The organism is Litorivicinus lipolyticus, from assembly GCF_009650135.1.
Lineage (GTDB): Bacteria > Pseudomonadota > Gammaproteobacteria > Pseudomonadales > Litorivicinaceae > Litorivicinus > Litorivicinus lipolyticus.
In genome coordinates, this window is record NZ_CP045871.1 from 765,749 (window position 1) to 790,776 (window position 25,028).

Annotated in this window: 26 protein-coding genes; 13 read left to right on the forward strand and 13 right to left on the reverse strand. The window is 61.0% G+C overall.

The window, feature by feature from the left end:
- The first annotated feature begins 11 nt into the window (after positions 1-11).
- Positions 12-308, forward strand: coding sequence for a hypothetical protein (locus tag GH975_RS03920; protein WP_153713266.1), 297 nt, complete (start codon positions 12-14; stop codon positions 306-308).
- Here GH975_RS03920 and GH975_RS03925 read toward each other — a convergent pair.
- From GH975_RS03925 to xseA, 3 genes are read right to left on the reverse strand one after another with little or no spacing between them, the layout of a single operon-like run.
- Positions 305-1,225: a GGDEF domain-containing protein gene (locus GH975_RS03925; RefSeq protein ID WP_153713267.1), complete on the reverse strand. Its 921-nt coding sequence runs from the start codon at positions 1,223-1,225 to the stop codon at positions 305-307. The two genes, GH975_RS03920 and GH975_RS03925, sit on opposite strands and share 4 nt — an antisense overlap.
- Before the next feature lie 14 nt (positions 1,226-1,239).
- Positions 1,240-2,034: a M23 family metallopeptidase gene (locus GH975_RS03930; RefSeq protein ID WP_153713268.1), complete on the reverse strand. Its 795-nt coding sequence runs from the start codon at positions 2,032-2,034 to the stop codon at positions 1,240-1,242.
- The gene (gene xseA / locus GH975_RS03935; RefSeq protein ID WP_153713269.1) at positions 1,976-3,421 is read right to left on the reverse strand and encodes an exodeoxyribonuclease VII large subunit; all 1,446 of its coding nucleotides are present in this window, start codon (positions 3,419-3,421) and stop codon (positions 1,976-1,978) included. Before xseA ends, GH975_RS03930 begins: the two co-directional genes overlap by 59 nt.
- Positions 3,422-3,477: 56 nt before the next feature.
- Between xseA and guaB the strand changes: the two genes are divergently transcribed.
- From guaB to GH975_RS03955, 4 genes are read left to right on the forward strand one after another with little or no spacing between them, the layout of a single operon-like run.
- Positions 3,478-4,941, forward strand: coding sequence for an IMP dehydrogenase (guaB, locus tag GH975_RS03940; RefSeq protein WP_153713270.1), 1,464 nt, complete (start codon positions 3,478-3,480; stop codon positions 4,939-4,941).
- Between the two features lie 8 nt (positions 4,942-4,949).
- A complete protein-coding gene (gene guaA / locus GH975_RS03945) occupies positions 4,950-6,500 on the forward strand; it encodes a glutamine-hydrolyzing GMP synthase (protein WP_153713271.1) in 1,551 nt (516 codons plus the stop codon).
- A gap of 50 nt (positions 6,501-6,550) precedes the next feature.
- Positions 6,551-6,823, forward strand: a complete 273-nt coding sequence (locus GH975_RS03950; RefSeq protein ID WP_211365838.1) for a hypothetical protein — start codon at positions 6,551-6,553, stop codon at positions 6,821-6,823.
- 41 nt (positions 6,824-6,864) lie between these two features.
- Positions 6,865-7,371, forward strand: coding sequence for a class I SAM-dependent DNA methyltransferase (locus tag GH975_RS03955; protein WP_153713272.1), 507 nt, complete (start codon positions 6,865-6,867; stop codon positions 7,369-7,371).
- On the opposite strand, the gene GH975_RS03960 is transcribed toward GH975_RS03955, so the two are convergent.
- Both GH975_RS03960 and GH975_RS03965 read right to left on the reverse strand, forming a co-directional pair.
- Complete coding sequence (locus GH975_RS03960) at positions 7,346-7,717, reverse strand: DUF3127 domain-containing protein (RefSeq protein WP_153713273.1); 372 nt, start codon at positions 7,715-7,717, stop codon at positions 7,346-7,348. The two genes, GH975_RS03955 and GH975_RS03960, sit on opposite strands and share 26 nt — an antisense overlap.
- A gap of 18 nt (positions 7,718-7,735) precedes the next feature.
- Positions 7,736-7,924, reverse strand: a complete 189-nt coding sequence (locus tag GH975_RS03965) for a DUF1289 domain-containing protein (RefSeq protein WP_153713274.1) — start codon at positions 7,922-7,924, stop codon at positions 7,736-7,738.
- Positions 7,925-8,081: 157 nt separating this feature from the next.
- Here GH975_RS03965 and GH975_RS03970 point away from each other — a divergent pair, with 157 nt between their 5' ends.
- Positions 8,082-8,312 carry a hypothetical protein gene (locus GH975_RS03970; protein ID WP_153713275.1) on the forward strand — a complete coding sequence of 77 codons (231 nt, stop codon included), beginning with the start codon at positions 8,082-8,084 and terminating at the stop codon, positions 8,310-8,312.
- Between the two features lie 67 nt (positions 8,313-8,379).
- On the opposite strand, the gene GH975_RS03975 is transcribed toward GH975_RS03970, so the two are convergent.
- A complete protein-coding gene (locus GH975_RS03975) occupies positions 8,380-8,607 on the reverse strand; it encodes a hypothetical protein (RefSeq protein ID WP_153713276.1) in 228 nt (75 codons plus the stop codon).
- Between the two features lie 42 nt (positions 8,608-8,649).
- Here GH975_RS03975 and tadA point away from each other — a divergent pair, with 42 nt between their 5' ends.
- The gene (gene tadA / locus GH975_RS03980; protein WP_153713277.1) at positions 8,650-9,126 is read left to right on the forward strand and encodes a tRNA adenosine(34) deaminase TadA; all 477 of its coding nucleotides are present in this window, start codon (positions 8,650-8,652) and stop codon (positions 9,124-9,126) included.
- On the opposite strand, the gene GH975_RS03985 is transcribed toward tadA, so the two are convergent.
- Positions 9,108-9,386: a DUF7352 domain-containing protein gene (locus tag GH975_RS03985; protein ID WP_153713278.1), complete on the reverse strand. Its 279-nt coding sequence runs from the start codon at positions 9,384-9,386 to the stop codon at positions 9,108-9,110. The two genes, tadA and GH975_RS03985, sit on opposite strands and share 19 nt — an antisense overlap.
- Complete coding sequence (gene mltF / locus GH975_RS03990; protein ID WP_170272529.1) at positions 9,383-10,750, reverse strand: membrane-bound lytic murein transglycosylase MltF; 1,368 nt, start codon at positions 10,748-10,750, stop codon at positions 9,383-9,385. Before mltF ends, GH975_RS03985 begins: the two co-directional genes overlap by 4 nt.
- An 85-nt stretch (positions 10,751-10,835) precedes the next feature.
- Between mltF and purL the strand changes: the two genes are divergently transcribed.
- Positions 10,836-14,594, forward strand: a complete 3,759-nt coding sequence (gene purL / locus GH975_RS03995) for a phosphoribosylformylglycinamidine synthase (RefSeq protein WP_170272530.1) — start codon at positions 10,836-10,838, stop codon at positions 14,592-14,594.
- On the opposite strand, the gene GH975_RS04000 is transcribed toward purL, so the two are convergent.
- Positions 14,591-15,388 carry a DUF1223 domain-containing protein gene (locus tag GH975_RS04000; RefSeq protein ID WP_153713281.1) on the reverse strand — a complete coding sequence of 266 codons (798 nt, stop codon included), beginning with the start codon at positions 15,386-15,388 and terminating at the stop codon, positions 14,591-14,593. The genes purL and GH975_RS04000 overlap by 4 nt on opposite strands.
- A gap of 142 nt (positions 15,389-15,530) precedes the next feature.
- Here GH975_RS04000 and GH975_RS12225 point away from each other — a divergent pair, with 142 nt between their 5' ends.
- Positions 15,531-15,665, forward strand: a complete 135-nt coding sequence (locus tag GH975_RS12225) for a hypothetical protein (protein WP_272482790.1) — start codon at positions 15,531-15,533, stop codon at positions 15,663-15,665.
- Between the two features lie 98 nt (positions 15,666-15,763).
- The gene (locus tag GH975_RS04010) at positions 15,764-16,336 is read left to right on the forward strand and encodes a class I SAM-dependent methyltransferase (RefSeq protein ID WP_170272531.1); all 573 of its coding nucleotides are present in this window, start codon (positions 15,764-15,766) and stop codon (positions 16,334-16,336) included.
- On the opposite strand, the gene GH975_RS04015 is transcribed toward GH975_RS04010, so the two are convergent.
- The gene (locus GH975_RS04015) at positions 16,333-18,333 is read right to left on the reverse strand and encodes a glycerol-3-phosphate acyltransferase (protein WP_153713284.1); all 2,001 of its coding nucleotides are present in this window, start codon (positions 18,331-18,333) and stop codon (positions 16,333-16,335) included. The two genes, GH975_RS04010 and GH975_RS04015, sit on opposite strands and share 4 nt — an antisense overlap.
- Between GH975_RS04015 and dgt the strand changes: the two genes are divergently transcribed.
- The gene (gene dgt, locus GH975_RS04020) at positions 18,333-19,637 is read left to right on the forward strand and encodes a dGTP triphosphohydrolase (protein ID WP_153713285.1); all 1,305 of its coding nucleotides are present in this window, start codon (positions 18,333-18,335) and stop codon (positions 19,635-19,637) included. The two genes, GH975_RS04015 and dgt, sit on opposite strands and share 1 nt — an antisense overlap.
- Here dgt and GH975_RS04025 read toward each other — a convergent pair.
- The gene (locus GH975_RS04025; protein ID WP_153713286.1) at positions 19,620-20,213 is read right to left on the reverse strand and encodes an arylesterase; all 594 of its coding nucleotides are present in this window, start codon (positions 20,211-20,213) and stop codon (positions 19,620-19,622) included. The two genes, dgt and GH975_RS04025, sit on opposite strands and share 18 nt — an antisense overlap.
- Here GH975_RS04025 and GH975_RS04030 point away from each other — a divergent pair.
- Positions 20,212-20,916 carry an ABC transporter ATP-binding protein gene (locus GH975_RS04030; protein ID WP_153713287.1) on the forward strand — a complete coding sequence of 235 codons (705 nt, stop codon included), beginning with the start codon at positions 20,212-20,214 and terminating at the stop codon, positions 20,914-20,916. The genes GH975_RS04025 and GH975_RS04030 overlap by 2 nt on opposite strands.
- Positions 20,897-23,371, forward strand: a complete 2,475-nt coding sequence (locus GH975_RS04035) for an ABC transporter permease (RefSeq protein ID WP_153713288.1) — start codon at positions 20,897-20,899, stop codon at positions 23,369-23,371. The genes GH975_RS04030 and GH975_RS04035 overlap by 20 nt, the downstream gene beginning before the upstream one ends.
- Here the strand turns inward: GH975_RS04035 and GH975_RS04040 are convergent.
- Complete coding sequence (locus GH975_RS04040) at positions 23,368-23,901, reverse strand: YecA/YgfB family protein (RefSeq protein ID WP_153713289.1); 534 nt, start codon at positions 23,899-23,901, stop codon at positions 23,368-23,370. The two genes, GH975_RS04035 and GH975_RS04040, sit on opposite strands and share 4 nt — an antisense overlap.
- A gap of 42 nt (positions 23,902-23,943) precedes the next feature.
- Positions 23,944-24,960 (reverse strand): type I glyceraldehyde-3-phosphate dehydrogenase, encoded by a 1,017-nt coding sequence (gap, locus tag GH975_RS04045; protein ID WP_153713290.1) that lies wholly within the window; start codon positions 24,958-24,960, stop codon positions 23,944-23,946.
- Positions 24,961-25,028: the final 68 nt, after the last annotated feature.

The following is a 25,028-nucleotide window of genomic DNA, read 5'->3' on the forward strand; positions in this document are numbered from 1 at the left end:
TCGGTCGATAAATGGGCATGCGTATTGATGCCAGTTCAATCCATCGACCGACCGAGGTCAACCAGCCTAAGCAGGAAGCCCAGGTCGAACCTGCGGCCCCCAGCGCCCGCGTTGATGTGCCGGTGCGCAACCACTTCGTGCGCGAACGGCGGCGTAAAAATCGCCGTATCGACGGCGATGAACGGCGCCGCATGGGCCGCCGCCAGGGCGAGCAACGCAGTCCCCAATCGGTCCCGCATGCCGCGTTTTCCAGCGACGCGGATGCGTCCACCGAAGGCCCGGATCGGCTCGTCGATATCGATTGTTAAATCAGGCGCTCGCCGAACACACGCACTTGATGGCCGCCGGACATGACCGACTGCTCCAGCGCTTCCTCGGCGTTGCAGTCACAGGTGTCGGCGTCCATGTCAGGCCCGGCCAGACCAATGCTCAGGGTAATGCGCCCCAGCGGACTGCCGTGATTGGGCAAGGCGTCCTTCCAAATCCCGTCCAGTAAACGCAGCGCCACACCGCGACCGATGGCGGTGTTAATTTCCGTCATCAGCAGCGCCCACTTGCCGGATTCGAGTGCGAATAAGGTGTCGGTTTCACGTAGCCGGTGCATCAGTGATGAGCTGATGCGCTGAACGGTGCGGCGTTCATCCTCGATGCTGTGACGGTCAGCCAAACCTTGGCGCCAGTCGACTTCGATCAGGGCGACTGCGAAAGGGGCCTGCATGTCTTGATGCTCAATCAGCGCCAACTCTAGATACGCTCGAAAGGCTCGGTAATCCGGCAACCCGGTCAGCTCATCCATGCACTCCATCGGCTCGTTTGGTAGCCGCGTTGGCAGGTCCAATAGCTGACTGGTCAGCGTGGACCACTGTGCTGGGCCAACGTAGCCAATAATGCGGTCGCCGTGCATCACCGCCAGCTCGACGTCAGTGTGAGTAATGCGCAGCAGCACTGCGCTCAGGGTCTCGGCGCGGTGAAAGCGCGCGCCGATGGGTTCGGCGACATCGCCTAAGCATTTAGGCACGGGAAAACCCTGAACGGCGGCCACTAGCAACTCGGTGCAGTGGGCCTGATTAAGCACTTGAATAGCGTCGCCGGTCTGGCAAAAGACCACGCCGGCGTCGGTCGACCCCATGGCGCTGAGGGCATCGGCCAGCGACGTGCTGGGAGCCATCACCGGCACGTCAGGCACCATAATGTCGGCCACCAATGGCGTGTTGAGTTCATCCATCAATGGCCCGCCGATCAACGCGGCAGACTCGCTAGTTGTGGCGCAAATAGCGCCGGTTCAACCCGAACGTTGGACAAGCTGACACTCCAATGCAGGTGCGGTCCGGTGGCGCGCCCGGTGGCGCCAACGTAGCCCAACAGTGCCCCTTGGGTGACGGTCTGGCCCGCACTGACAGCGAAGTCGGACAGGTGGCAGAACATGCTGATCAGGCCCTGGCCGTGGTCGACAAACACCGTCTTTCCATTGAAATAATAGTCGCCAATTCCGAGAACGACGCCATCGGTGGGTGAAAATATTTCAGTGCCGCTGGGGGCGGCGATGTCGACACCGGAGTGGGGCGCGCGTGGTTGGTCGTTAAAAAACCGTTTGCGCCCAAACGCACCGGTAATGGGCCCCTTGATCGGCAGCGCCATCGGTAACCGTGGCTGGGTTGCGCTGCGCGTCAAATACCAGCCTTTTTGTTCGGCCGATTCGGCGCGGATGCGTTTCAAGTGATCCGGGTCCGGGGTCACCATCTTGGGATTGTTAAGGCGAATCCGCTGCTCGGGGTAGCTGCGCCCGGTGATGGTGAAATCAACCGCGCCGGTGGCGTCTATCACCTGGTGGGTGCCGGCGGCCAGGGCCAACGGAAGCGGCACCACCGCGGTGGTGCCCGAGATCCATAACGGCTTGCCCTGAAAGCGTGGCTTGGCATCGGGATTAACCGTCACTAAGGCAACGCCGCCAGGGTAGTGCCCGGCGCTGGGTAACTCAGCCGTCGCCGCGAGGCTGAACGGACTCAACGCGAGCAGTAACACTAACCTGATCATGATCTTGCATCCTCAATTGAATGGCGGCGCCGGCACTCAAGCGCGCACCGTGGCTAACGATTTGGCCCGCGACTTCGACCCAGGCATAGCCACGTTGCAGCACTTGCGTTGGGCTGGATGCCGCCAGTCGCGTGGTTAGGTGGGCTAGGCGCTGGCGCACGCTGTCGAGTCGGCGCTTGGCGGATGGCAGTAACTGGCTGTGGCTGTGGTGCAAGCGTTGGCGCGGGTTCGCCAGGGTCGGCACTAGGGCGCGTGCCAGCCGCTGTGCCAGGGTCCGATTACGATCACGCTGCAACGCCACCTGCGTTGCCGGGTGACGGTGATGCAGGCGCATGGCCAGGGTATTCAGTCGAGTGCGCGCCGCCGTGCAGCGCCACTGGGCCTGCTGGGTCAGCGCTTTGCTGACCTGATCCAGCCGCGTCCTTTGGCCGGCCAGTAAGCGCGCGGGGTTAGACAGCCCGCGGCGAACGCGGTCCAGGTGCTGGCGGCGCTGTTGGTGCCGCTGCCAGCTGGCACGCGCGATTCGCGTGCGTGCGCCGGCAATGACCTGAGCCACGTCTTGCTGGTCCGGACTGGCCAGTTCGGCGGCATTGGAGGGCGTGCTGGCATAACGGTCACTGACCCAATCCACCAGCGTGGTGTCGGTTTCATGGCCGACCCCGGTGATGGTCGGCATAGGCGCTGCCGCCACAACGCGCACCAAGTCATCATCATTAAAGGCCATCAAATCGGTCAACGAGCCGCCGCCGCGCACCACCAGCACGACCTCGGCCCAGTGTTCAGAGTACGCGTGTTTGAGCGCCCGGATCAGTTGACCTGGCGCGACATCACCCTGGACTTGGCTGTCATAAATACGCAGCGCCGCCAACGGCCAGCGCGCACGCAGTATCTGGCCGACGTCCGCCATCGCCGCCGAGGTCGCCGAGGTGACCACGCCAATGCGGGTCGGAAAACGCGGCAACGGACGCTTGCGCGCGGGATCCGTCAGGCCCTCTGCGACCAGCTGTTGACGGCGTCGTTCAATGTCTGCCAACAAGGCCCCGATGCCGACGGCCTCGATACGTTTTACATGCAGACTTAGGCGGCCTTGCTTGCTGGCCCAGCTGACGTTGACCAAGGCGCGCACCCGTTCGCCTTCTTTGGGCGGTGTTTTGATGCTGCGAATATCGGTCGCCCAGACCGCACAGGGCAACGTCGTGCGCTCGTCCTTCAGATCGAAAAACCAACCCTTGACGATCGGCCGTCCCCAGGTCTTGAAGCCACTGACTTCACCCTCCAGCCAAATCCACTGCGGGAACGCAGTACTGACGGCGCTTTGGATTAAGCTCGACAGCTGGGTCACGCTCAGTGCATTAGTTGTGTTTTGTTCCGCGAAGTGATTGCTCATTAGCCTCTAAAAACCGTAAAATGTCGGGTTTACCCAAATGCGCGCGCGGAGGAAACATGCGACTCGATTCAGACCTATCCCTTACCTTTGATGACGTTCTTTTGGTGCCGGGGTATTCCGAGGTTATTCCGGCTGATGTGCGCTTGCAAACCCAACTGACGCGTAACATTCGCCTGAACATCCCGATGTTGTCGTCGGCCATGGACACGGTGACCGAAGCACGCCTGGCAATTGCCATGGCCGAGCAGGGCGGCATGGGCATCATCCATAAAAACCTGAGCGTCGAGCGCCAAGCCGAAGAAGTCCGCAAGGTTAAAAAGTACGAATCCGGCGTGATTAACGATCCCCACACGGTGTCGCCCAGTAACACCGTCGGCGAGTTGATGGCATTGACCCAGCGCTACGGCATCAGTGGTCTGCCCGTCGTTGACGGCGAATTGTTGGTCGGCATCGTGACCAGCCGTGATATTCGTTTCCAAGAAGACCGCAACGCATCGGTTGCCGCGGTGATGACCCCCAAAGCACGTTTGGTGACCGTCAAAGAAGGCGCGAGTGACGACGAAATTCGCCGCAAGTTGCACGAAAATCGGATCGAGAAAGTCTTAGTCGTTGACGATAACTTTGCGCTCAAAGGCATGATCACGCTGAAAGACATGGTCAAGGCGGCGAACTTCCCCAACGCAGCCCGCGACGGCCAAGGCCAATTGCTGGTTGGCGCTGCGGTCGGCACCGGTGCCGACACTGAAGATCGCGTTGCCGCGCTGGCGGCGGTCGGTTTGGATGTAATCGTCGTCGATACCGCACACGGCCATTCCAAAGGCGTGCTGGATCGTGTCCGCTGGATCAAACAGCACTACCCGCAACTGCAAGTGGTCGGCGGCAATATCGCCACCGGCGAAGCCGCGCTGGCTCTGGCCGAGGCCGGTGCGGACGCGGTCAAGGTTGGCATTGGCCCGGGCTCAATCTGCACCACGCGCATTGTCGCCGGTGTCGGCGTGCCGCAAATCAGCGCCATTATGAACGTGGCGGATGCCCTCAAAGGCAGCGGCGTCCCCTGTATTGCCGACGGTGGTCTGCGTTATTCGGGCGACGTCGCCAAAGCTATTGGCGCCGGTGCCAGTGCGGTCATGGTCGGGTCGCTGTTGGCGGGTACCGACGAAGCCCCCGGCGAGGTCGAGCTGTATCAGGGCCGTGCCTACAAAGCCTACCGTGGCATGGGCTCACTCGGCGCCATGGCCCAGGGCAGTGCCGATCGTTACTTCCAGGACGCCAGCGCCGGTCAGCAAAAGCTGGTGCCGGAGGGCATCGAAGGGCGTGTGCCGTGCAAAGGTCCGCTGTCGGACATCGTCCATCAGCTGATGGGCGGTTTGCGCTCGTCCATGGGTTATACGGGTTGCGCGACGATCGACATCATGCGCACCGAACCGAAATTCGTACGCATTTCCAACGCCGGTGTCGCTGAGAGCCACGTCCATGACGTGACTATCACCCGCGAAGCACCCAACTACCCCACACGCTAAGGACTGGCATGGACATTCACGCCCACCGTATTCTGATTCTCGATTTTGGCAGCCAGTACACCCAGTTGATTGCGCGCCGTGTGCGCGAAATCGGCGTTTATTGCGAAATCTACCCCTGTGACGTGACGGAACAGGAAATCATCGACTTTGCCCCGCGCGGCATCATTTTGTCGGGTGGCCCGGAGTCGGCGACCGAGGAAACGACCTGGCGGGCGCATGATTGTGTGTGGTCCTCTGGTGTGCCGGTGCTGGGTATTTGCTATGGCATGCAGACCATGGCGGCGCAATTGGGCGGCACGGTTGAAACCAGTGACCATCGCGAGTTCGGCCATGCCGATTTGAAACCGGTGTGCGGTCCTTTGCTGGACGGCCTGACCGACGACACCACGGTGGTCTGGATGAGCCACGGCGACCGCGTCACCCAGGTCCCCGCCGGTTTTGAAGTGATGGCGACCTCGGCCGGCGCACCGATTGCCGCGATGGGCGATGCCGCGCGCGGTTACTACGGCATCCAGTTCCACCCCGAAGTCACTCACACCGAACACGGGCGTGAAATGCTGACCCGGTTTGTGTTGACCGTGTGCGCGTGTGACGCCAGCTGGAAGCCGGAAAACATTGTTGACGACGCGATTGCCCGCGTGCGCGAACAGGTCGGCGGCGATCACGTTATGCTGGGTTTGTCCGGCGGTGTCGATTCGTCGGTGGTGGCGGCGTTACTGCACAAAGCCATTGGCGATCAGTTGACCTGCGTGTTTGTTGATAATGGACTGTTGCGCCTGAACGAAGGCGACCAGGTCATGAAAATCTTCGCGGATAACTTGGGCGTCAAGGTCATTCGCGTCGACGCCGAACAGCGCTTTTTGGATGCTCTGAAAGGCTTGAATGACCCCGAGGACAAGCGCAAAGCCATTGGCGGCGTGTTTATCGACGTGTTTGCGGACGAAGCGCGAAAATTGTCCGCCGACACCAAGTTTTTGGCCCAGGGCACGATATACCCCGACGTCATTGAAAGCGCCGGCTCACGCACCGGCAAGGCCCACGTGATCAAGTCACACCACAATGTGGGTGGGCTGCCGGACGATTTGGCCTTTGATTTGGTCGAGCCGCTGCGTGAACTGTTTAAAGACGAAGTCCGGGTGTTGGGCGAAACCCTTGGGTTGCCGCATGCCATGGTCTGGCGTCACCCCTTCCCGGGACCGGGCTTGGGCGTGCGCATTTTGGGCGAAGTTAAAAAAGAGTACGCCGATATTTTGCGCCGCGCGGACGACATTTTCATCCAGGCTCTTTACGACGAGGGGCTGTATCACAAAACATCGCAGGCCTTCGCGGTGTTCTTGCCGGTGAAATCCGTCGGCGTGGTCGGCGATGGCCGTCGGTACGCGCCCGTGATCGCGCTGCGTGCGGTTGAAACGGTCGACTTTATGACCGCGCGTTGGGCGCATTTGCCCTACGACTTCATTGAGCGCGTGTCGACCAAGATCATCAATTCGATCGAGGACGTGTCGCGCGTGGTGTATGACGTCAGCTCGAAGCCGCCGGCGACGATTGAGTGGGAATAATCAGTTTGTTTTAGCTAAGGATGGCCGGGATCAATGGCGCGGACAGCCTATTGAACGCGTTTTTTGGCTGGTGTTTACCGTCCCAAGTATCGTTGAAAACCGAGTCAATACTGAAAAATACTGCCTTGGTGCTGGGCTTGCTCAGCGCCGTTGTGATTATTTTTGACGGGTATCCGCTGGCCATGTTTCTGTCATTTCCGTTTTGCCTGATTTGGATCTATTGCGCATGGCTGCGCACCGAGCCTCAGCTTAAATGGGTCAATTTTCTTTTTTCTGCTGATCTACTGCGTCGGCATCACCCAGTATTTGGCGAGTTAAACTAACTTCCGGCGTACAGGCGATAACGGTCGAGTGAGGTAGTTGAATGACTGACAGCTGGAACGATTTGGCGGCTGATAGGGATGACAACCCCAGCGTTTTACTGTTCGCCGACAATGCCTACCGGTCTCTCCGTGAGGCGGTTGATCTGCGTGGTCGCCGCATTCTTGATTTCGGATGCGGTACCGGCTTGCTAAGCGCCCGAATGGCGCCGGATGCCTCACAGATCGTGGCGCTTGATCCGTCCGCCGCGATGGCGTCTAGGGTTCGTGCCAAGCAGCTCTCTAAGGTTCAGGTCCGTGAATCGGTTCTTGATCCGCAAGCACCGATGCTCGCGGAGCCGTTCGACCTGGTGGTGGCCTCGTCGGCACTTGGGTTTGTCGAGGATGTCAGCGCAACACTTAACACCATTCGTCAGCTGCTGCGTCCCGGCGGGACCCTGGTGCACTGGGACTGGTGCCAGACTGATGGGGCTGTGGGCCCCGGTTTAATCGGTGGGGGTGACTCGGGCGGTGTGAACGGTCGGCTCAGAACGGGATGTCGTCGTCGTTGATGTCTTCCTGCTGCCAACCCGGATCACCCGTTTCACGCGTTGGCGCCGCGTTGGCGGATGGTGCGGGTGCGTTGTCGGTCGCCTCGGCGTCAATTTTCCAGCCCACCAGGTTGTTGAAATAACGTCCGTTGTATTCGCGTCCGCGCACGTCAAAGGTCACCGTCACGCTTTGACCGACCTGCAGCGCGCCTAACAACTCGGCTTTTTCCTTTAAGAATTCAAGGCTGATGTCCTGGGGGTAGTTGCCGTCCGGGACGGTGACGACTATTTCTTTTTTGGTGAATCCGCTGCCAAAGGTTTGAAGTTCGCCAATGACTTTGATCGTGCCGGTCAGTTCGTAGGACATGTGCTGTGCTCTTGTGGTTTAGCGTCGGGGGTGGCGCGGCAGCTGATCGTCAGCCGGGGCTCGGTGCCGCAGGTCGGCTATGATACGGGCTCGCTCGGCGTCGGACAACGAGCCCCACTGCGCAATTTCAATCAGCGTTCGGCCGCAGCCTGCGCATTGATTGTCGGCGGCGATGTAGTCGCAGCGCTGGGTGCAGGGGCTGTTCATTAGGGTTTCGTTAGTGTGGGTTCGCGATAGGATAACCTTCGCGGCCGACCGACACCAATGCGGGGGCCGGCAAAAGCATGGGCCGCTGACTTGTTATGAAGCGAGCGCGGCCATATAACCGTGCTCAGTCGCATCACTCACAGCGCTTGGAAATCGGATGACCTTAAACAAAGAAAAAGCCATGGAATGGTTCGGCGTGGTCACGGCGATTGTTTATTCACTGTTGGTCGCGTCCAACACCGGCTACGAATTCGTCGGTTTTTGCTTGCTGCTGATTTCGTCGTTTGCGATTGGGGTATGGGCGTATTGGTGCCAGCACCGCGGCATGTTGTTGCTACAGTTTTTCTATGCCACCGCGGGCATCATCGGCATGGTGCGCTGGTTCTAAACCATGGAGTGAAACCCGACTGAATTGCCGTCCGGGTCTTGGGCGATCGCAATGTTGCCTTGCCCGGCTATTTGACCAGCACATGGTTGTGAAACAGCTGAGCACGGCGTGAGCGCATCAAGGTGGCGGCGGCTTCGGAAATGAATGAATGCTGCATGAATTGTTCGAGTTTCTGGATCCGCTGCCAGTTGCAGTAGTCATCAAAAAAGCGCCCGGCTTCGCCGGCGTTCAAATTTTCGGCCGCGTAGGGTCCGGGCTGGGTAAGGTTACTAGGTTCATGGCTGCGGTCTGCCATAGCCGACTTCCATCCGTCCGTGGGCTTGGGTAGGCTCGCGGCATGAGTGATGACAAATGGATGCGCATGGCGCTGGCCCAGGCCCAACGCGGCGCACGACGTGGTGAAGTGCCGGTGGGCGCGATTGTGGTGCTGGACGGGCGCGTGGTTGGTGCCGGGTTTAATTGCCCGATCACCTCGAATGACCCGACCGCACATGCCGAGGTCGTGGCACTGCGCGACGCCGCTTTTACGCTGGGCAATTATCGGCTACTGGATTGCACGCTGTATGTGACGCTGGAACCCTGTGGCATGTGCGCCGGTGCCCTGGTGCATGCGCGCGTTAAACGGGTGGTCTATGCGGCCTCAGAACCTAAGGCCGGGGTGGTCGATAGCCGCGGCCAGTATTTCCAATCACCTTGGCTGAACCACCAGGTGATATCGCAGTCCGGCGTTTTAGCGACGACCGCGGCGTCTCAGCTTTCAGCCTTCTTTAAAGGTCGCCGCGCGGCCAAAAAGACTCAGGCTTCGAGCAAGTAAACGTGGTACGCCTCGGCGTGGTACTGATCAATCGCACTGCCGCAGTGGATCGCGTCCTGGGGCAAGGCATCGCCGGAGCGAACAATTTTTAGGCGTCGCTCGATGCGCGCGGCACCCGGGTCGGTATTGACCTCGACCCACACCCAGACCTCTTTTGAGCTGGTCATGAAGCTTGCGTAAACAAAGGTGAAATCGTCAGTCAGCTCGATGGTGCGGCCGTCGCCGTGGGGATTCAGGGTGTACTTGTGAACTGTTTTCATTGGGATCCTTGGGCTGTGTCAGTTATCGCCAGCGCCTGGACGCGGCTATTCCGAGTCAATAACGCATTGTAATAGTTGCGGATATTGTCGACATAGGCAACGGGTTCCCAGCCCCTGGCATACCCATATTTAGTCGCAGGGTAGTAGGCCTTGTCAGCTTTTAGCGGCAGTGTTTCGCGGACGTCATCCCAGCGGTTGGGGTCGCCGCCGAGCGCTTCCGTTAGTTTGCGAACATCCGTCAGGTGACCGTAGCCCAGGTTATACGCCGCCAACGCCATGTAGGTGCGATCCGGCTCCAAGATCGAGCCGGGCAGACGATCGCGCAACTTACGTAAATAGCCGGCTCCGCCAATGATGCTGGAGCGGGCATCCAAGCGGTTCGTCACGCCCATTTCCTTAGCAGTCGTCAGGGTCAGCATCATGACACCGCGAACCCCGGTCGGTGACTTGGCGCGTCGACGCCAGTGCGACTCTTGATACGCCACCGCCGCCAGCAGTACCGGGTCTTGATCGGACTGGGCCCCCGCATCGACAAAATGCGGCCAATAAAGGCTCAACCGGTCCTCGATGTGTCGGTCAAAGGTCAGGGCGTCAACGATCGGTAGCGGCTCGCCGGGTAGGTGCTTCTCCATCAGTTCAGCCAAGTCGCCGCTGTTGCGTAGGCGCGTTAACAGCTGATTGGCCTCGGCAATTAACGCCCGATCACCACGTTTGTCGATCGCCCAACCCATGGCGATGTCGCCGCCAATACTGGCGGTGGCCTTTAAGTTGGGGTGCGCGCTGCGAATCAACTCAAATTTGCTGGCTTGGGTCAGCACCATCGGTACGGTGCCGGCGTCGACTTTGCGCATTAATTGATAGGCGTCGAATTCCGGGTAAGGCCGGATCCGATTGATGAATTCGATGTGTTCGCGGGCAAAGGCGTAGGCGCTTTCGTTAGCGGCCAGTGCGACGGCGCCCAGCGGTAGGTTTTCCAAGTCCGGTACGTTGTCGCGATACACCAGCACATAACGAGAGTCGATCAGCGCCTCGCTAAACACCAGTCGATCCGCCCACAATGACAGCTCCGGCAGTGACGCCACTGCGATGTCCGCAAGCCCCGCCGTCAAGGTGTCGACAATGACCCGGTCTTCGCTGATCGACAGGATCTCTAGCGGTCGCTTCAGGCGCGCCGCAAACAACTCGGCAATTTCAAGCTCCAGCCCCGCCATGCCCCAGGGCTTGCCCCAAAAGGTCGCCGGCGCGGTTCGAATGATGACGCGCAGTGGTGCCGGTCCAGTGGCAGCCGGTTTTGAGCTGTCCAGGTCGGGCGTCGGGCCACAGCCGGCGACCGCTGCCAGCAGTAAGATTGAAAAAAAACGCATCAAAAAGGTCATATCGCTCAGTTTAGCGCGCCGCGCGGCGGTTAGCTTTGCTATTATTTGCGCTCGAAAAATTTGGAGTCGCCCGATGCGCGTGATTTTTGGCCAGGAAGCCTTTCAGACCTTCGAAATTCAACGTCGCCTAAGTGACTTGGATGCCAGCCTCAGCGCGCAGATTTCGGCTCAATGGGTCTATTTGGTCAGCGGTAGCGAGGACTCTGACAAGCTTGCGCGCTTGCTGTCCGAGGCGCCCGCTGGCAGCGGCGAGTTCGAGGCCATTGTCGCCCCTCGTCGCGGCACCAAGTCGCCCTGGTCGAGCAAAGCTACCGACATTTTTCAGCGTGTGGGTTTGCTCGGCGCTCGGGTTGAGCGTGCGGTTATCTTCCACGCGCCTTTTGATTTGACGCCGTGGCGCGCCCAGTTGCACGACCGGATGACCGAATCTTGGGTCGCGGACGTGGCGGCCTTGGACGGTTGGTTTGAGGACCATGCGCCGGCGTCACTGGGCCATGTTGCCCTTGGCTCGGATGCCCTAAGCGCCCTGGCGGCGGCTAACCAAACACTCGGTTTGGCGCTGTCGGACGACGAAATCAGTTACTTGGCGGATGCCTTTGTCGATTTGGGGCGGGACCCGACCGACGTCGAACTGATGATGTTCGCCCAGGCCAACTCAGAGCATTGCCGCCACAAAATCTTTAACGCGAGCTGGACCATCGACGGCAAGGACCAGGACAAGTCCCTGTTCCGTATGATCCGCGATACCCACGCCGCGGCGTCCGAGGGCGTGCTTAGCGCGTACAGCGACAATGCAGCGGTGGTCGAGGGCTTCAGCGCCAATCGCTTGTGGCCAAACCGTGATGGGCTGTATCAAACGCACGCGGAACCGGCGCACATGCTGATTAAGGTCGAAACCCACAACCACCCCACGGCGATCAGTCCGTTTGCCGGCGCCGCCACCGGCGCAGGTGGCGAGATTCGCGACGAAGGCGCAACCGGAGAGGGCGCCAAGCCCAAGGCCGGGTTGACCGGTTTTACCACGTCGCACCTGCGTATTCCCGGCAATATCCAGCCGTGGGAGGGCGCCGAGTCAAAACCGGAACGGTTGGCGGCACCGCTGGAAATCATGTTGGACGGTCCGCTGGGTGGTGCCAGTTTCAACAACGAATTCGGTCGTCCCAACCTGTGTGGTTATTTCCGCGACTTTGAATGGCAAGATTGGGGCTACCACAAACCGATCATGTTGGCCGGTGGCCTGGGCACCGTACGCGAACAGCATGCGCTGAAAGCCGAGTTCGCGGCCGGCAGTTTATTGGTGGTGTTGGGCGGTCCGGGCATGTTGATTGGCCTGGGCGGCGGTGCCGCCAGTTCAGTCGCCTCGGGTGACTCGTCGGCGGATTTGGACTTTGCCTCGGTCCAGCGCGGTAACCCCGAAATGGAGCGCCGTTGCCAAGAAGTCATCGACCAATGCTGGCGCCGCGGTAGCGACAATCCGATCCTGTTCATTCACGATGTCGGCGCCGGCGGCCTGTCCAATGCGCTGCCGGAACTGGTCAAAGACGGCGGCACCGGTGGCCGCTTCGACATCCGCAAGGTGTTGCTCGACGAGCCGGGCATGAGCCCGCTGGAAATATGGTGCAACGAAAGCCAAGAGCGTTACGTGTTGGCGATTGCGCCGGACCAGATCGAGACCTTTGAGGCGATCTGTGCCCGCGAGCGCTGCCCGTTTGCGGTCGTCGGTGAAGCCACTGACGAGCAGCGCCTGGTCGTTCACGACAGTTTGCTGGGTGACACGCCGGTCGATTTGCCGCTGGATGTGCTGTTTGGCAAGGCGCCAAAAATGCACCGCGCCAGCGCCCGCCAGACCCATCAGTGGGCCGCGCTGGACACCGGTGACCTGAGTCTGGATCAGGCTGCCCAACAGGTACTGGCTCACCCCACGGTGGCGAGCAAAAAATTCTTGATTACGATCGGAGACCGCAGCATTACCGGCTTGGTCCACCGCGACCAAATGGTCGGCCCGTGGCAGGTTCCGGTGGCGGATTGCGCGGTCACATTGCTGGACTTCGAGAGCGATGCCGGCGAAGCCATGAGCTTGGGCGAACGCACCCCCTTGGCGATCCTGGACGGACCGGCCAGTGCGCGTGTCGCATTAGCCGAGGCGCTGACGAACCTGTACGCGGCGCCGGTCGCCGGGTTGGCGGATGTTCGGTTAAGTGCTAACTGGATGGCCGCAGCGGATCACGACGGCGAGGGCGCGGTCTTGTTTGACACCGTCCAGGCGCTGTCGTTGGCTTGTCAGGACCTGGGCATCAGTGTTCCGGTCGGCAAAGATTCCATGAGCATGAAAACCAAGTGGGACGATCAACAAAACGTCTCGCCGGTGTCGCTGGTGGTCAGTGCCTTTGCGCCCTTGGCCAGCGTTAAACACTGCCTGACGCCGCAAATTGACCCCACTGTCGAATCCCAGCTGTGGTGGATGCCGCTGGATACCAATCTGGCGATGGGCGGCAGCATTCTGGCCCAGACCCTGAACCAAATGGGTGATCAGGCGCCGGATGTGGCGGATATTTCGCGCCTCAAAGCCCTGCTTAATTGGCTCAACCAATACCGTGATGCGCTGATTGGTTACCACGACATCAGCGACGGTGGGCTGTGGGCGAGTTTGTGCGAAATGGCCTTTGCCAGCCGCTGTGGTTTGGAAATTTCCCTGCACAAACTCGACCCCTGGCAAGCGCTGTTCTCGGAGACCCCGGGCGTCGTCGTCCAGGTGCCGATGACGCTGGCGACGGAAGCGCGACGCAGCGCTGAAAAGTTGGGCCTGATGGCGATCCATTTGGGCGCGCCGTCGACCGAACACCAGCGTATCCAAGTGATGCACGAAGGGCATACGGTCATCGACCGGCCGCGGGCAACCTTGGAGCGGGTGTGGGCCAAGGTCAGCTACGAGATGGCCGCATTGCGTGACAATCCGGCCTGCGCGCGCGAGGAATACAACGGTCTGATCGATGATTTGGACCCGGGCCTGAGTGCCCAGGTCAGCTTTACCATGACCTCGGCGCCGGCGATCACGGGCACCCGTCCACGTGTGGCGATTCTGCGTGAGCAGGGCGTCAACGGCCAAATCGAAATGGCGGGTGCGTTTCACGCGGCCGGTTTCGACGCGGTCGACGTGCATATGCAAGACCTGATCGCGCAACCGGACCTACTGGCATCGTTCCAAGGCATGGCGGCCTGTGGCGGCTTTAGCTACGGCGATGTGCTGGGCGCAGGCGGCGGCTGGGCGGCGGGCATTTTGGAATCGCAGGCACTGCGCGACGCCTTCAGTGCCTATTTCGAGCGTAACGAGACATTTACTTTGGGCGTCTGTAATGGCTGCCAAATGGTCTCGCGGCTAAAATCTATCATACCGGGCGCGGCGCACTGGCCGACCTTTGAGCGCAACCTAAGTCGTCAGTTCGAGGCGCGCTTATCACGCGTCGAAATTCTGAAGTCGGCCTCGGTGCTGCTCGACGGTATGCAAGGCTCGGTGTTGCCGATTGCGGTTGCGCACGGCGAGGGCCGAGCTCAATTGTCGACCGCTGGGACCCTGGCCTTGGTCGGGCGCGACATGACCGCGATGCGCTATGTCGATAACTACGGTCAGGTCGCCAACCATTACCCGGCCAATCCGAATGGCTCGACCGAAGGGTTGAACGGGTTTTGTTCGGATGATGGTCGCGTGACTATCATGATGCCGCACCCGGAACGGGTCACGCGTACGCTTCAGCACTCTTGGGCGCCGGCGGATTGGCAGGGCGATGCACCCTGGTCGCGCCTGTTTGACAACGCCCGCAGCTTTACCCGCTAGTCCTCTTCGGGCGGCGGGGGCTTTGGTTTAACCGTCAATAGCAGTGATTGGATCGGTCGTGGCGTCGCCGCCGGCTCGATCCAAATCGCCAGTCTCGGTTCGGGGTCATCCAGCGGCCACAGGACTTCCTGACTCAACTTGAACCGCCAGCGCTTGAGCCGCGGGTCGTACGGGGCTTGCTCGTGCAAAATGACCGAATGGCTGGCTAGATAACTGACCCCCGCCGCCGGGCCAATCGGTACAATGCGGCTTTCTGGGTGGGCCAACAGCGCCAAGTTCGCCACCAGCTCAATGCCGATGTGGCGAAAATCCGGCCCGGGCTCGTGTTCGACGATGATGACCCCTGACGGGTAGATGTTCGCGGTGAGCGCGCCGACCTCGGCCAGCCTAGGGGATGGCGGCGCATCGCCTTGTAATAGTCCGCGCCACTCGTGGCCGTTGATAAACGACTGGGGCGTGAATCGGGCGATTGCCCCGGCCGCCACCAAACGGTCCTGACGCGCGTCCGAAGTCGGCTTGGCAAAGCCGTCAGGCCAATCCAGGGTATGACGCCACTGCACGTGCCACGCGATGGGGACCCAATTGGGCTGTTGATCCAGTCGCCGCAGGGCGACATGGCCCCAGGGTAATTCGGGGTCGGCCTCGGACTGGAACAATTCGAACAGCGGCTGTGCCTGGACCGGCGATAGGTAGGCCTGGGGTTTGATGACGCGACGTGCGGGCGCATCCGCGGCCAGCGCATTCGCCCCAAAGGCCAGCGCCAGGCTGAAAAAAACCAAAGTTGATATTTGCATAGGCCCTATACTGTCGGCTGTGCGGATTGACTACCTTCCTTATCGGCCTGGCGGCCCAGAACCTAACCGCCATGCCCTCGTTCAGCGGCCCGACTCGGTTGCCGCCCAGGGGATTGTGCCTGCTGACGGCGTTCGTCGCGTGATGCGCGATTTGCCGCAGGTTGCGGTCGACCCCCAACAGCCCCTGCCTGGCCAACAGGCCCAGCGCGCCTATCAAAGCACCGAGGCCATGGGCCGATCGGGCCCGCAGTTTGAGGGGTTCGAGGTCTGGACGTAATTCCGTTCAAAGCCGTCGGCGAACCGCCGCAGTGGCCGGCGCAGTGGGTCGATCCACATCCGGGCCAGGCCCACCTGGCCTGGTTGGACGGCGCCTACGTGGGTATTCACCCGAGTTTAAAACAACCCCTGCGAATCGATTTTCATGCTGGCGATTTGGCCCGGCGCGCGCGTCAGGGCGGCGAAATGCTGGCCAAGGCAGTGGCCGCGGCCAAGGGGCTGCACGTGGTCGACGCCACCGCCGGGTTGGGTCGGGATGCGTTCTTAATGATGTCCGCGGGCGCGCGGGTGACGGCGATTGAATCGTCGCCGACGCTGGGGTTTTGGCTGGCCCAAAATGCCCGCGGTACCGCTATATCGGTGCTCCAAGGCGCAGCCCAAGATCACTTGGCCGGTTTGGCGCCGGACGTGATCTATCTGGACCCGATGTTTCCGCACCGCCAAAAGTCGGCCCAGGTCGGCGGCGAATCCCAGTTTCTACAGGCCTTCGCGCCGCCGCCGGATGCGACCGAACAGGCCGAATTACTGACTTTGGCGCTGGATACGGCGCGTTATCGGGTGGTGGTTAAGCGGCCGATCAAGGCGCCGGCGCTGGCGGACCGGGTCCCAAGTGCATCAATCAAGGGCAAGGCGGTGCGTTTCGATCTGTACGGCATCCGCAAACTGCCTTAGATCACAAATTGCCGATCCAACTGCTCGAACGCCAGCAATAGCCGTGACGCCGTGCGCCGTGCGCGGCGGGTTAAGCGGCCATCGACACGCGCGCCGATGTCGTCCAAATGAACGACAAAGCGCCGGTAAGCTTTGATATCCAGTACGTTTAACTCGCTGCGGCCGGACAACAGCAGTGCATCGCGGGCGCCGTCGTGGGCCCGCGCCAACTGCTCGTCCAACTCGGCGTCGGGGGCATCTAGGTGCTGGCGTAAAATGGCCAGCATCCGTGTCACCGCAGGTACCACAGGTTCGGCTAGCGCCGCCAGCAAGCGGTAGTTGGCATTCGGCTTCGGGTCCAACAGGCCGGCCTCGGCCAAGGCGTTGCGAGCGGCGTCCAACGGCGGACTCCAGTCCGCATCTAAGTACAGATCCGGGGCCATGCTGGGCCACGCCAGTTCGAACAGGGAGTGGGTGCGCCGGGCCGACGCGCCGCCCAACACCGCAATTGACAACAGCCCCAGTGCCAAAGCCCGGTGGCGCAGGGCGCCGGCAGCATAGGAGAGCTGGTCACGTGCCGCCGCCGGTGCATACACAATGGCATCCTCGCCCTCGTCACGTTCGAGGTAGCCAAGTTGGCGCACTTCGTCCAAGCAATCCCGTCGCCGGGGCAGTCCCGCTGCCGCTTGTAAGACGGCCAGCGCCCGTCCCAGCTCGCTGACGCGGGCGCGGTGGCCGGCAAAGCCGGGCACTATTAACCCCAGTTGGCCGACCGCGCTGGCGGGCATGTCGGTTTGCCATTGTTGACCGACGGCCCAGCCGACCTCGGCTAGGGCGCTGTCGCGGTGCAGCCGCTGCGGGGGGCTGAAACTGACGCGAACCCGGCCCAGCGGATCGCTGCGCAGTGCCCGCCAGGCCTTGGGCAAGTCGGCCAAACCCTCGCTGCGTTTGCTGCGACCTTCTAGCTCATAGCGATAGCCACCGCCGTCGGGCATGCGATCGTAGGCAACGCCAACCGGCACCAACGCAATCGGCGGCATCGCGGGATCGCGCGCGGCCTCGACGACGTATTTCAATAGCCCAAGTTTGAGTGTGCGCGTTAACCCATCACGGCTGCGGCCGCCCTCCGGAAAGAACTCCAGCGGTTGGCGGTTTAGTAAGCGCGAATGGATATAGGCTTGAACCACACGGGGGTACAGCGGGTCACCTTGGAAGCTGCGGCGGATGAAAAAACCACCGCCTCGGCGGAGCACACTGCCGACCAGCGGTAGGTTCAGGTTGATGCCGGCCGCGACCAAAGGCACCGCCAAGCGCGCCCGATACAGCACCCACGACAGCAGTAAATAGTCCAAGTGCGAGCGATGGGTCGATAGGTAGACCGGCGTGGCGTCGCCCAAGGCGCCGCGCACGGGGGTCAGTCCGGCAATCTCGACGTCGCTGTAAAAACGCGTCCAAAACCAACCCAGCACGCGATCGCCCAGCCGCGTCAGCGTGTGGTTTGGGCGGGCCGCCAGTACTTTCAGGTGGCGCCGAACGCGGCGGTGTTCGTCGCCGCTTAAATCCGCCAGCATGGGCTGGGCAATGACTGACTGAAACAGCGCATCGAAGGACTCGGGTTTGGCCGCCAATCCTTGGTAAAACTGGCGCTGCAGCCATTTCGGGTTGTCGGTCGGTTTGCCGACCCGGATGCGGGCGCTGCGTGGGTTCAGTAAGCGTGCCAGCCATCGCCGCAGTCCGCGTTGGTGGCGCGCCGTCGGGCCGTCGCCAAAGGCCACCGTGCAAGGCACTACGGTGCCGCTGAACTGGCCGCCGTCGACTAATCTTTGGGTTGTCAGTTGGCGTGCCAGGGCACGACTGGCGGCGTCAAACGGCAGCACCGCCCAGGGCAAATCGGGCGGCAAATCGGCTTCATCGAACTGGGCCGTTCCGGCTAAATGCCAGCGCGCACGTACCGGGGTTTGGTTATTGTTTTTCACGCCGGCTAAGATACCGCAAACCGCACTGAAGGGCGCAGCCATTGAACTGGGAATCGTTACTGAGTCGACACCGTTGGTGTGCACCGGGGGAATGGCGTGCGCGTGACGATTCCAGCGTTCGAAAACAATTCCATCGTGACTACGACCGGATCATTTTCTCGGATGCGTTTCGGCGTTTAGGGTCCAAGACCCAGGTCCACCCCCTTAGTAACAACGACCAGGTGCGCACTCGGCTGAGCCATTCATTGGAGGTCAGTTGTGTCGGGCGGACCTTTGGTATGGTCGCCGGCGAGTGGTTGGCCAGCCAGGGTGAGTTGCCGGCCGGGTTGCACCCGGACGACCTGGGCACGGTGGTCCAGGCGGCGGCGTTGGCGCACGACATTGGCAATCCGCCGTTTGGACACGCCGGCGAAGACGCGATCCGGTTTTTCTTTCGCAGCCCGCGTGGACGAGCCCGCACTCAGCCGCTGGCCCAAGTGCTGCGCGATGAACTCGAGAGCTTTGAGGGCAACGCTCAGGGTCTTCGGGTGCTGACCCAGATGGACCCGCACCGGGACGCGGGTGGTATGCGACTCAGTGCCGCGTCGCTGGGAACCTTTGTTAAATACCCCTGGACGCGCGACGCGGCGGCGAGCGGCAAATACGGCGTGAATCACAGCGAATGGGCCATTTTTTCAGAGGCCGCCGAGCATCTGGGCATGGTTCGCCAAAGCGCCAATCGATTTGCGCGCCATCCGCTGGTGTACCTGGTTGAAGCCGCGGATGACGCCTGTTACAGCGTGATCGATATCGAGGACGCGGTGGAAATGGGGGTGATCGAGTTTGATCAGGCGCGTAGCCTGCTGTTGCCGTTGATTGAGCGGGCCGAACACGCGGCACTGGATGGGTTGGCGCCGCATCAATTCCTGTACCGCGCCCGCGGCATTTTAATCGACCGCTTGGAAAGCCAAATGGTTGCAGCGCTGGCGCGTCATTACGACGCTATGCTGGCGGGCCAGCCGGTGCCGGATCTGCTGGCGGATAGCCCCGTGGGTGAACTAAAGGCCTTTGCGCGTGCCAATATTTACCAATCCGAAGTTAAGCAGCTGACCCAAAGCAATGCCCGCGAGGCGCTGTTTAATGTGCTGGACCTGTTGACCGGTGCGCTTCACGAGCGCTACTTGGCGGGGCGCCAGCGCCACGGTTACAGCGCCAGCGCGCGGTGGGTGCTGACGCACTTAAAGCGTTCACTGCCGGCGGCCGAATTGCCGCTGTATAGCCAGTACCAGCAGGCGCTGGATTATGTATCGGGGATGACCGACCCCTACTTGTTGTCGTTCGCCAAGGGTCTACAGGAGCGGCGCTAGAAACGGCCAAATGGCGTCCAGCAAGATCGGTTGGGCGTCGGCGGTGGGGTGCAAGCGGTCGTCTTGAAACAGCGACTCATCGACCCCCAGTGGCGCCAGCATAAATGGCATCAACGCAACCTGGTGCTGCTCGGCCAGCCGTGGGTAGGTCGCCTCAAAGCGGTCGACGTAGCGCTTGCCATAGCTCGGCGGCAGTCGCATGCCCAGCACCAGGACCTGGGCATCAATGGCCTGGGCGGATTCGATCATGCGTGACAGGTTAGCCTGCATGCGTGCTGGGCTTAGGCCGCGCAGGCCATCGTTGGCGCCCAATTCTAAAACCACGATGCTGGGTTGGTAGCGCGCCAGTGCGTCGGGCAGACGCGCCAGACCACCGCCCGTTGTCTCACCGGACACACTGAGGTTGATGACCTCCCGATCGTCCCCATTACTTTGAAGACGCGATTTTAACAGCCACGCCCAGCCTTGCTCTTCCTCCAGCCCGTAGGCGGCGGATAGGCTGTCCCCGAAGACCAAAATCGGGGCGCTGTGGGCGACGCCGATCCATAGGCACAGACTGAGTAGGAATAGACGCATGAACGCTCCAACGGTTCCGGTTTTACAGGTACACCAGCTAACCAAGTCGGTTCAGCTAGAAGATGAGGTCCTACATATACTGGAGTCGGTTGAGCTGACCATCAACCCTTCGGAGTCGGTCGCCATCGTCGGGCCGTCCGGTTCGGGCAAAAGCACTTTGCTGTCGTTGTTGGCCGGATTGGATCAGCCGAGCAGCGGTTCGATCGAATTGATGGGCAAGCCGTTTCATGATCTGAGTGAGGATGGACGTGCCGCAGCGCGCGCCGGCACGGTCGGGTTCGTGTTCCAAAATTTTCAGCTGTTGCCGGCACTGACGGCGCTGGAAAACGTCATGTTACCGCTGGAACTGCAAGGGGCCCGCGACGCCGAGGCCAAGGCACGCCACTTTATGGACGAAGTGGGATTGGGCCATCGCCTGAACCACCAGCCCGGGCGTCTGTCCGGGGGCGAACAGCAGCGCGTTGCCATTGCGCGCGCGTTCGCGACCCAGCCGGCGCTGTTATTTGCCGACGAGCCGACCGGTAACCTGGACAGTGCTAACAGCCAAAAAGTCGAGGACCTGCTGTTCAAGCTCAACGCCGAGTTCGGTACCACTCTGGTGTTGGTGACCCACGATCGTGAATTGGCCAAGCGCTGTCAGCGCACGCTGGTGTTGGACAATGGCACCCTAGTCGAGGCTGCGCATGCTAGCACTGGCGCTTAAATTACTGCGCCGTGATTGGCGCTCCGGCGACGCCGGTTTGTTGGTTTTGGCGTTGTCGGTGGCGGTCGCCAGTGCCAGTGCGATTGGATTTCTGGTCGATCGGGTTGAGCGCGCCATGCAGTCCCAAGCGGCCGAATTGATCGGCGGCGACTTGATGCTGCGCGACACCGATGCGGTCTCGGACGACATTTTGAACCAAGCCGCAGCCTTAGGCCTGGCGACCAATCGCTGGATTCAGTTCCCATCGGTGGTGGCGTCGGTCGAGGACTTCCGATTGTCGTCGGTCAAGGTGGTCCAGCCGGGTTGGCCGCTGAAAGGCGAGCCGCGCATTGCCGATGAGCCTTACGGGGACGAGCGCCCCGCGGCGGGCGCGATACCGGCGCCGGGGGAAACCTGGATTGACCCTCAATTAGCCAGCGACTTGGCATTGAACGTGGGTGATTCGTTGGAAGTCGGTGCCGTTGAGCTGTCGATTACGGCAATTTTGAGTTTTGAACCGGACCGTGGCGGCGGGTTCTATTCGTTGCAGCCGCGGGTGCTGATGAACGAAGTGGACTTGGCGGCGGCGCAGGTCATTCGCCCCGGTGCGCGCGTGCGTTATTACCAGATCTTTGACGGGCCGCGCTGGCCCGAGTTCAAGGCCGCGCTCGAGGACAGTCTGGAACCGCAGCAGCGGCTGCGCAGTGGCGGTGAGGGTGGCAACGCCTTTGGCGATGCCATGGAGCGGGCCACACGCTACCTGCGTTTAGGGTCGTTGCTGGCGATCATCGTCGCCGGGGTTGGGGTTGCGATGGGCGCTAACCGCTATGGCCAACGCCACCAAGCGTCGACCGCGTTGCTGCGGACGTTTGGCATGAGCGGCGCCAACGTCTTAAAAGTACATTTGATCCAACTGGGTGGGCTAACCGTATTGGGTGTGACCTTTGGCCTGATTATCGGGTTTTTTGCCCAGTTCACGCTGATTGGCGTATTGGCGGCGATGTTCCCGGGCGAACTGCCCGGCGCTGGTATTAAACCGATCTTCATGGGCGTGGCGACCGGCTTGGCGGTGGCCATCGGCTTTGGCGCGGGGCCCATTTTGCGCCTGCGTGACGTGCCGCCGCTGCGGGTCTTGCGACAAGACCTGGGGACCACACCGATTGCACTGTGGGTCAGCTACCTGACGGCGGTAGTGGCGCTGGGTGGATTGATGGTGCTGTACACCGGGGATTGGCAATTGACCTTGGTGTTGGCCGGTGGCGGTGTGGCGGCGATCGCGCTGTTGGCGGTGTTGGCGGTGGGGCTGCTGCGCAGTTTGGGCGCCGCGCGTGGCTGGGGCGGCCAGACCTGGCGCTTTGGCATCTTGCACTTGGCGCGCCAGCCCAAAGCGGCGGCGGCTCAGTTGTTGGCCTTTAGCCTGACGCTGATGGCCATGAGCTTGCTGTGGTTGGTGCGCGGCGAGCTGGTCGGGCGCTGGCAGGACCAATTGCCGGTCGATACGCCCAACTATTTCGTGCTCAACATCATGCCGGACGAGGCGGCGGAGTTTCAGTCCGTGCTGGATCGTGAATCGATCCCGGCCAGCCCGCTTTACCCGGTTAGCCGTGGCCGATTGACCGAAATTAATGGGCAACCGGTGCGCGAATTAGTCAGTAAAGAGCAGGATCTGCCGGAAGCACTGGAACGCGACCTGTCCTTGACCGAGGCCTCACAGCTGGCGGCCGACAACCGCATCATTGACGGCCAATGGCATGCCATGGGCGACGGTGAAACCGTGGTCAGTGTCGAAGCCGAAGTGGCGGCGGAATTGGATATTCAGGTCAATGATGTCCTTGGCTTTACGATCAATGACCAAACCATCGAGGCGCGCGTGGCCAGCCTGCGCACGGTGCAATGGGACAGCTTCAAACCGAATTTCTATATGATTTTCAATCCGGGCACGCTGGATGCGATGCCGCGGGCGATTCTAACCAGCCTACGGATTGGGCCTGAGCAAGCGGGCTTGGGCCGCGAATTAGTGCGCCAGTTTCCGGGCATTACGCTGTTCCAAGTGGATGCCTTGTTGAAGCAAATTCGCACGGTGCTGGAGCGGGCAACGACGGCGGTCAACCTGGTCTTGGTGTTTGTCTTGGCCGGTGGTTTGGTGGTGTTGTGGGTCAGTGTTAATTCGACCTTGGATGAGCGGATTCGAGAGGGCGCGCTGGTCCGCGTCATGGGCGCCAGTCGAGCGCAGGCACGTGCCGCGCAGCTATCAGAGTTTGCCTTGTTGGGCGGATTGTCAGGGGTGTTGGCCGCGGCCGGTGCGGAACTGGGCAGCGTCTTTGTTTACTCAGCGCTTGGGGTTTCCTGGGCGCCACATGGATTACTGTGGTTAGTCGTGCCCAGCGCGGGTTTGACGCTGCTGGTGGTGGCCGGGTGGCTGGGAACACGGCGTGTTACCCAAACTGCCCCGGCGGTGTTGCTGCGCGAGGCTTAGTCTTGGTCAGGGCCCAAGTGGATGATGCCGTACAGGTCAACGACCAGGTCCGGTACATCCTTGGCCATCCGATCAACGTTGGGGGTGTCGGCCATCAATTCGGCCATGTCCTCTTCTTCCTCAAACAGGCCGCTTAATACCATCAGCGGAACCAGTGCTTGGGCGACCGATTCATCACGTTCTTCGAACCAGGCGCCGTCGTCGGCAAACACGCGTTCCAAGTAGCCAACCGCCCATTCTTGCAGTGGATGGTAATCTTCGGTGGGCGCTTCTAAGGCCGCGGGAATCCAAGGGGTGTCGCCGGCGGACAATCGCTCGTCCAGGCGCGTAGCCAAAGACGTGGCGACCTCGACCATGTCGTCCGGTGCGGCTTCGCCCCAGGCTTCATCGGCGACGCGTCGGTCATCCCAAGGTTGAGGAGAGGACAGGTTGGCACAGACGTAGCCGTGCAAACCCGGGAAGTCGAGGGCTTCTTCAGTGGATGCCGCAGCATCGTCCCACTTGAGCCCTAATTTTTTAATAGTCAGCATGGGCGCATTGAATGGCACTCGCCCATGCTTTGCAAGGACTAGTTAGAACTGGCCACCACAGACGCGGGCCCAGGCTAGAGTGTTGTCGAGCATACGGTTGCTAAAGCCCCATTCGTTGTCGTACCAAGACATGACCTTGATCAGGCGGCCGTTGACCCGCGTTTGTGCGGCATCAACGATTGAACTGGCCGGGTTGTGGTTAAAGTCGACGCTGACCAAGGGCAGCGTGTTGATTTCCATCACGCCTTTGGAGTTGGCCGCGGCGGCGGTCAGTACCGCGTTGATCTGGTCGATGCTGACGTCGGCTTTAACCGTGGCGGTCAAGTCAACCAGCGACACGTTGATGGTCGGAACGCGCACCGCCATGCCGTCCAGGACGCCATTGAGTTCGGGCAATACCAAGCCGACCGCGGCGGCGGCGCCGGTTTTGGTCGGGATCATCGACGACACAGCGCTGCGGGCGCGGTATAAATCCGTGTGGTAAACGTCGGTCAGCACCTGATCGTTGGTAAAGGCGTGAATGGTCGTCATCAAGCCAGATTCGATACCAAAGGCGTCGTTCAGGGCTTTGGCCACCGGTGCCAAACAGTTGGTGGTGCAGGATGCGTTCGAAATGACCTGGTGATCGGCGCTCAAAACGTCATCGTTGACACCATAGACCACGGTGGCATCAACGCCTTTACCTGGTGCGCTGACGATGACCTTTTTGGCGCCCGCTTCAATGTGTGCCAGTGCTTTGTCTTTGTCGGTGAAAAAGCCGGTGCATTCGTAGACCACGTCGACCGCCAGCTCAGCCCAGGGCAGGGCGGCGGGGTTGCGTTCGCTGAACACTTTGATCAGATCGTTACCGACGCGCATGTCCGCGCCCTCGACACTGACCGTCTGCTGAAAGCGGCCGTGGGTGGTGTCGTACTGAGTCAGGTGGGCGTTGATGTTGACGTCCCCGAGGTCGTTGATGGCGACGACCTGGATGTCGTTGTTAAGATTACGCTCGTACAGTGCGCGCAATATGTTACGTCCGATACGGCCGTAACCGTTAATAGCAACACGAATGGTCATGGGGAGTAGCCTCTGGTGACTTGAATTATTCGTAAGTTTACTAACATTTTTGCATCAGGTACCAGCAA

Bases quoted from the DNA above. Each gene is read 5' to 3' on its own strand.
- GH975_RS04030 (WP_153713287.1), top strand. From the start codon at position 20,212: ATGAACGCTCCAACGGTTCCGGTTTTACAGGTACACCAGCTAACCAAG.
- GH975_RS04000 (WP_153713281.1), bottom strand. From the start codon at position 15,388: ATGCAAATATCAACTTTGGTTTTTTTCAGCCTGGCGCTGGCCTTTGGG.
- GH975_RS03960 (WP_153713273.1), bottom strand. From the start codon at position 7,717: ATGTCCTACGAACTGACCGGCACGATCAAAGTCATTGGCGAACTTCAA.
- GH975_RS03930 (WP_153713268.1), bottom strand. From the start codon at position 2,034: ATGATCAGGTTAGTGTTACTGCTCGCGTTGAGTCCGTTCAGCCTCGCG.
- GH975_RS04025 (WP_153713286.1), bottom strand. From the start codon at position 20,213: ATGCGTCTATTCCTACTCAGTCTGTGCCTATGGATCGGCGTCGCCCAC.
- GH975_RS03985 (WP_153713278.1), bottom strand. From the start codon at position 9,386: ATGAAAACAGTTCACAAGTACACCCTGAATCCCCACGGCGACGGCCGC.
- tadA (WP_153713277.1), top strand. From the start codon at position 8,650: ATGAGTGATGACAAATGGATGCGCATGGCGCTGGCCCAGGCCCAACGC.
- GH975_RS03955 (WP_153713272.1), top strand. From the start codon at position 6,865: ATGACTGACAGCTGGAACGATTTGGCGGCTGATAGGGATGACAACCCC.
- purL (WP_170272530.1), top strand. From the start codon at position 10,836: ATGCGCGTGATTTTTGGCCAGGAAGCCTTTCAGACCTTCGAAATTCAA.
- GH975_RS03920 (WP_153713266.1), top strand. From the start codon at position 12: ATGGGCATGCGTATTGATGCCAGTTCAATCCATCGACCGACCGAGGTC.
- mltF (WP_170272529.1), bottom strand. From the start codon at position 10,750: ATGCGTTTTTTTTCAATCTTACTGCTGGCAGCGGTCGCCGGCTGTGGC.
- GH975_RS03970 (WP_153713275.1), top strand. From the start codon at position 8,082: ATGACCTTAAACAAAGAAAAAGCCATGGAATGGTTCGGCGTGGTCACG.
- GH975_RS04035 (WP_153713288.1), top strand. From the start codon at position 20,897: ATGCTAGCACTGGCGCTTAAATTACTGCGCCGTGATTGGCGCTCCGGC.
- gap (WP_153713290.1), bottom strand. From the start codon at position 24,960: ATGACCATTCGTGTTGCTATTAACGGTTACGGCCGTATCGGACGTAAC.
- GH975_RS03925 (WP_153713267.1), bottom strand. From the start codon at position 1,225: ATGGATGAACTCAACACGCCATTGGTGGCCGACATTATGGTGCCTGAC.
- guaA (WP_153713271.1), top strand. From the start codon at position 4,950: ATGGACATTCACGCCCACCGTATTCTGATTCTCGATTTTGGCAGCCAG.
- guaB (WP_153713270.1), top strand. From the start codon at position 3,478: ATGCGACTCGATTCAGACCTATCCCTTACCTTTGATGACGTTCTTTTG.
- GH975_RS03965 (WP_153713274.1), bottom strand. From the start codon at position 7,924: ATGAACAGCCCCTGCACCCAGCGCTGCGACTACATCGCCGCCGACAAT.
- GH975_RS04040 (WP_153713289.1), bottom strand. From the start codon at position 23,901: ATGCTGACTATTAAAAAATTAGGGCTCAAGTGGGACGATGCTGCGGCA.
- GH975_RS03975 (WP_153713276.1), bottom strand. From the start codon at position 8,607: ATGGCAGACCGCAGCCATGAACCTAGTAACCTTACCCAGCCCGGACCC.
- xseA (WP_153713269.1), bottom strand. From the start codon at position 3,421: ATGAGCAATCACTTCGCGGAACAAAACACAACTAATGCACTGAGCGTG.
- GH975_RS12225 (WP_272482790.1), top strand. From the start codon at position 15,531: ATGCGCGATTTGCCGCAGGTTGCGGTCGACCCCCAACAGCCCCTGCCT.
- GH975_RS04015 (WP_153713284.1), bottom strand. From the start codon at position 18,333: ATGGCTGCGCCCTTCAGTGCGGTTTGCGGTATCTTAGCCGGCGTGAAA.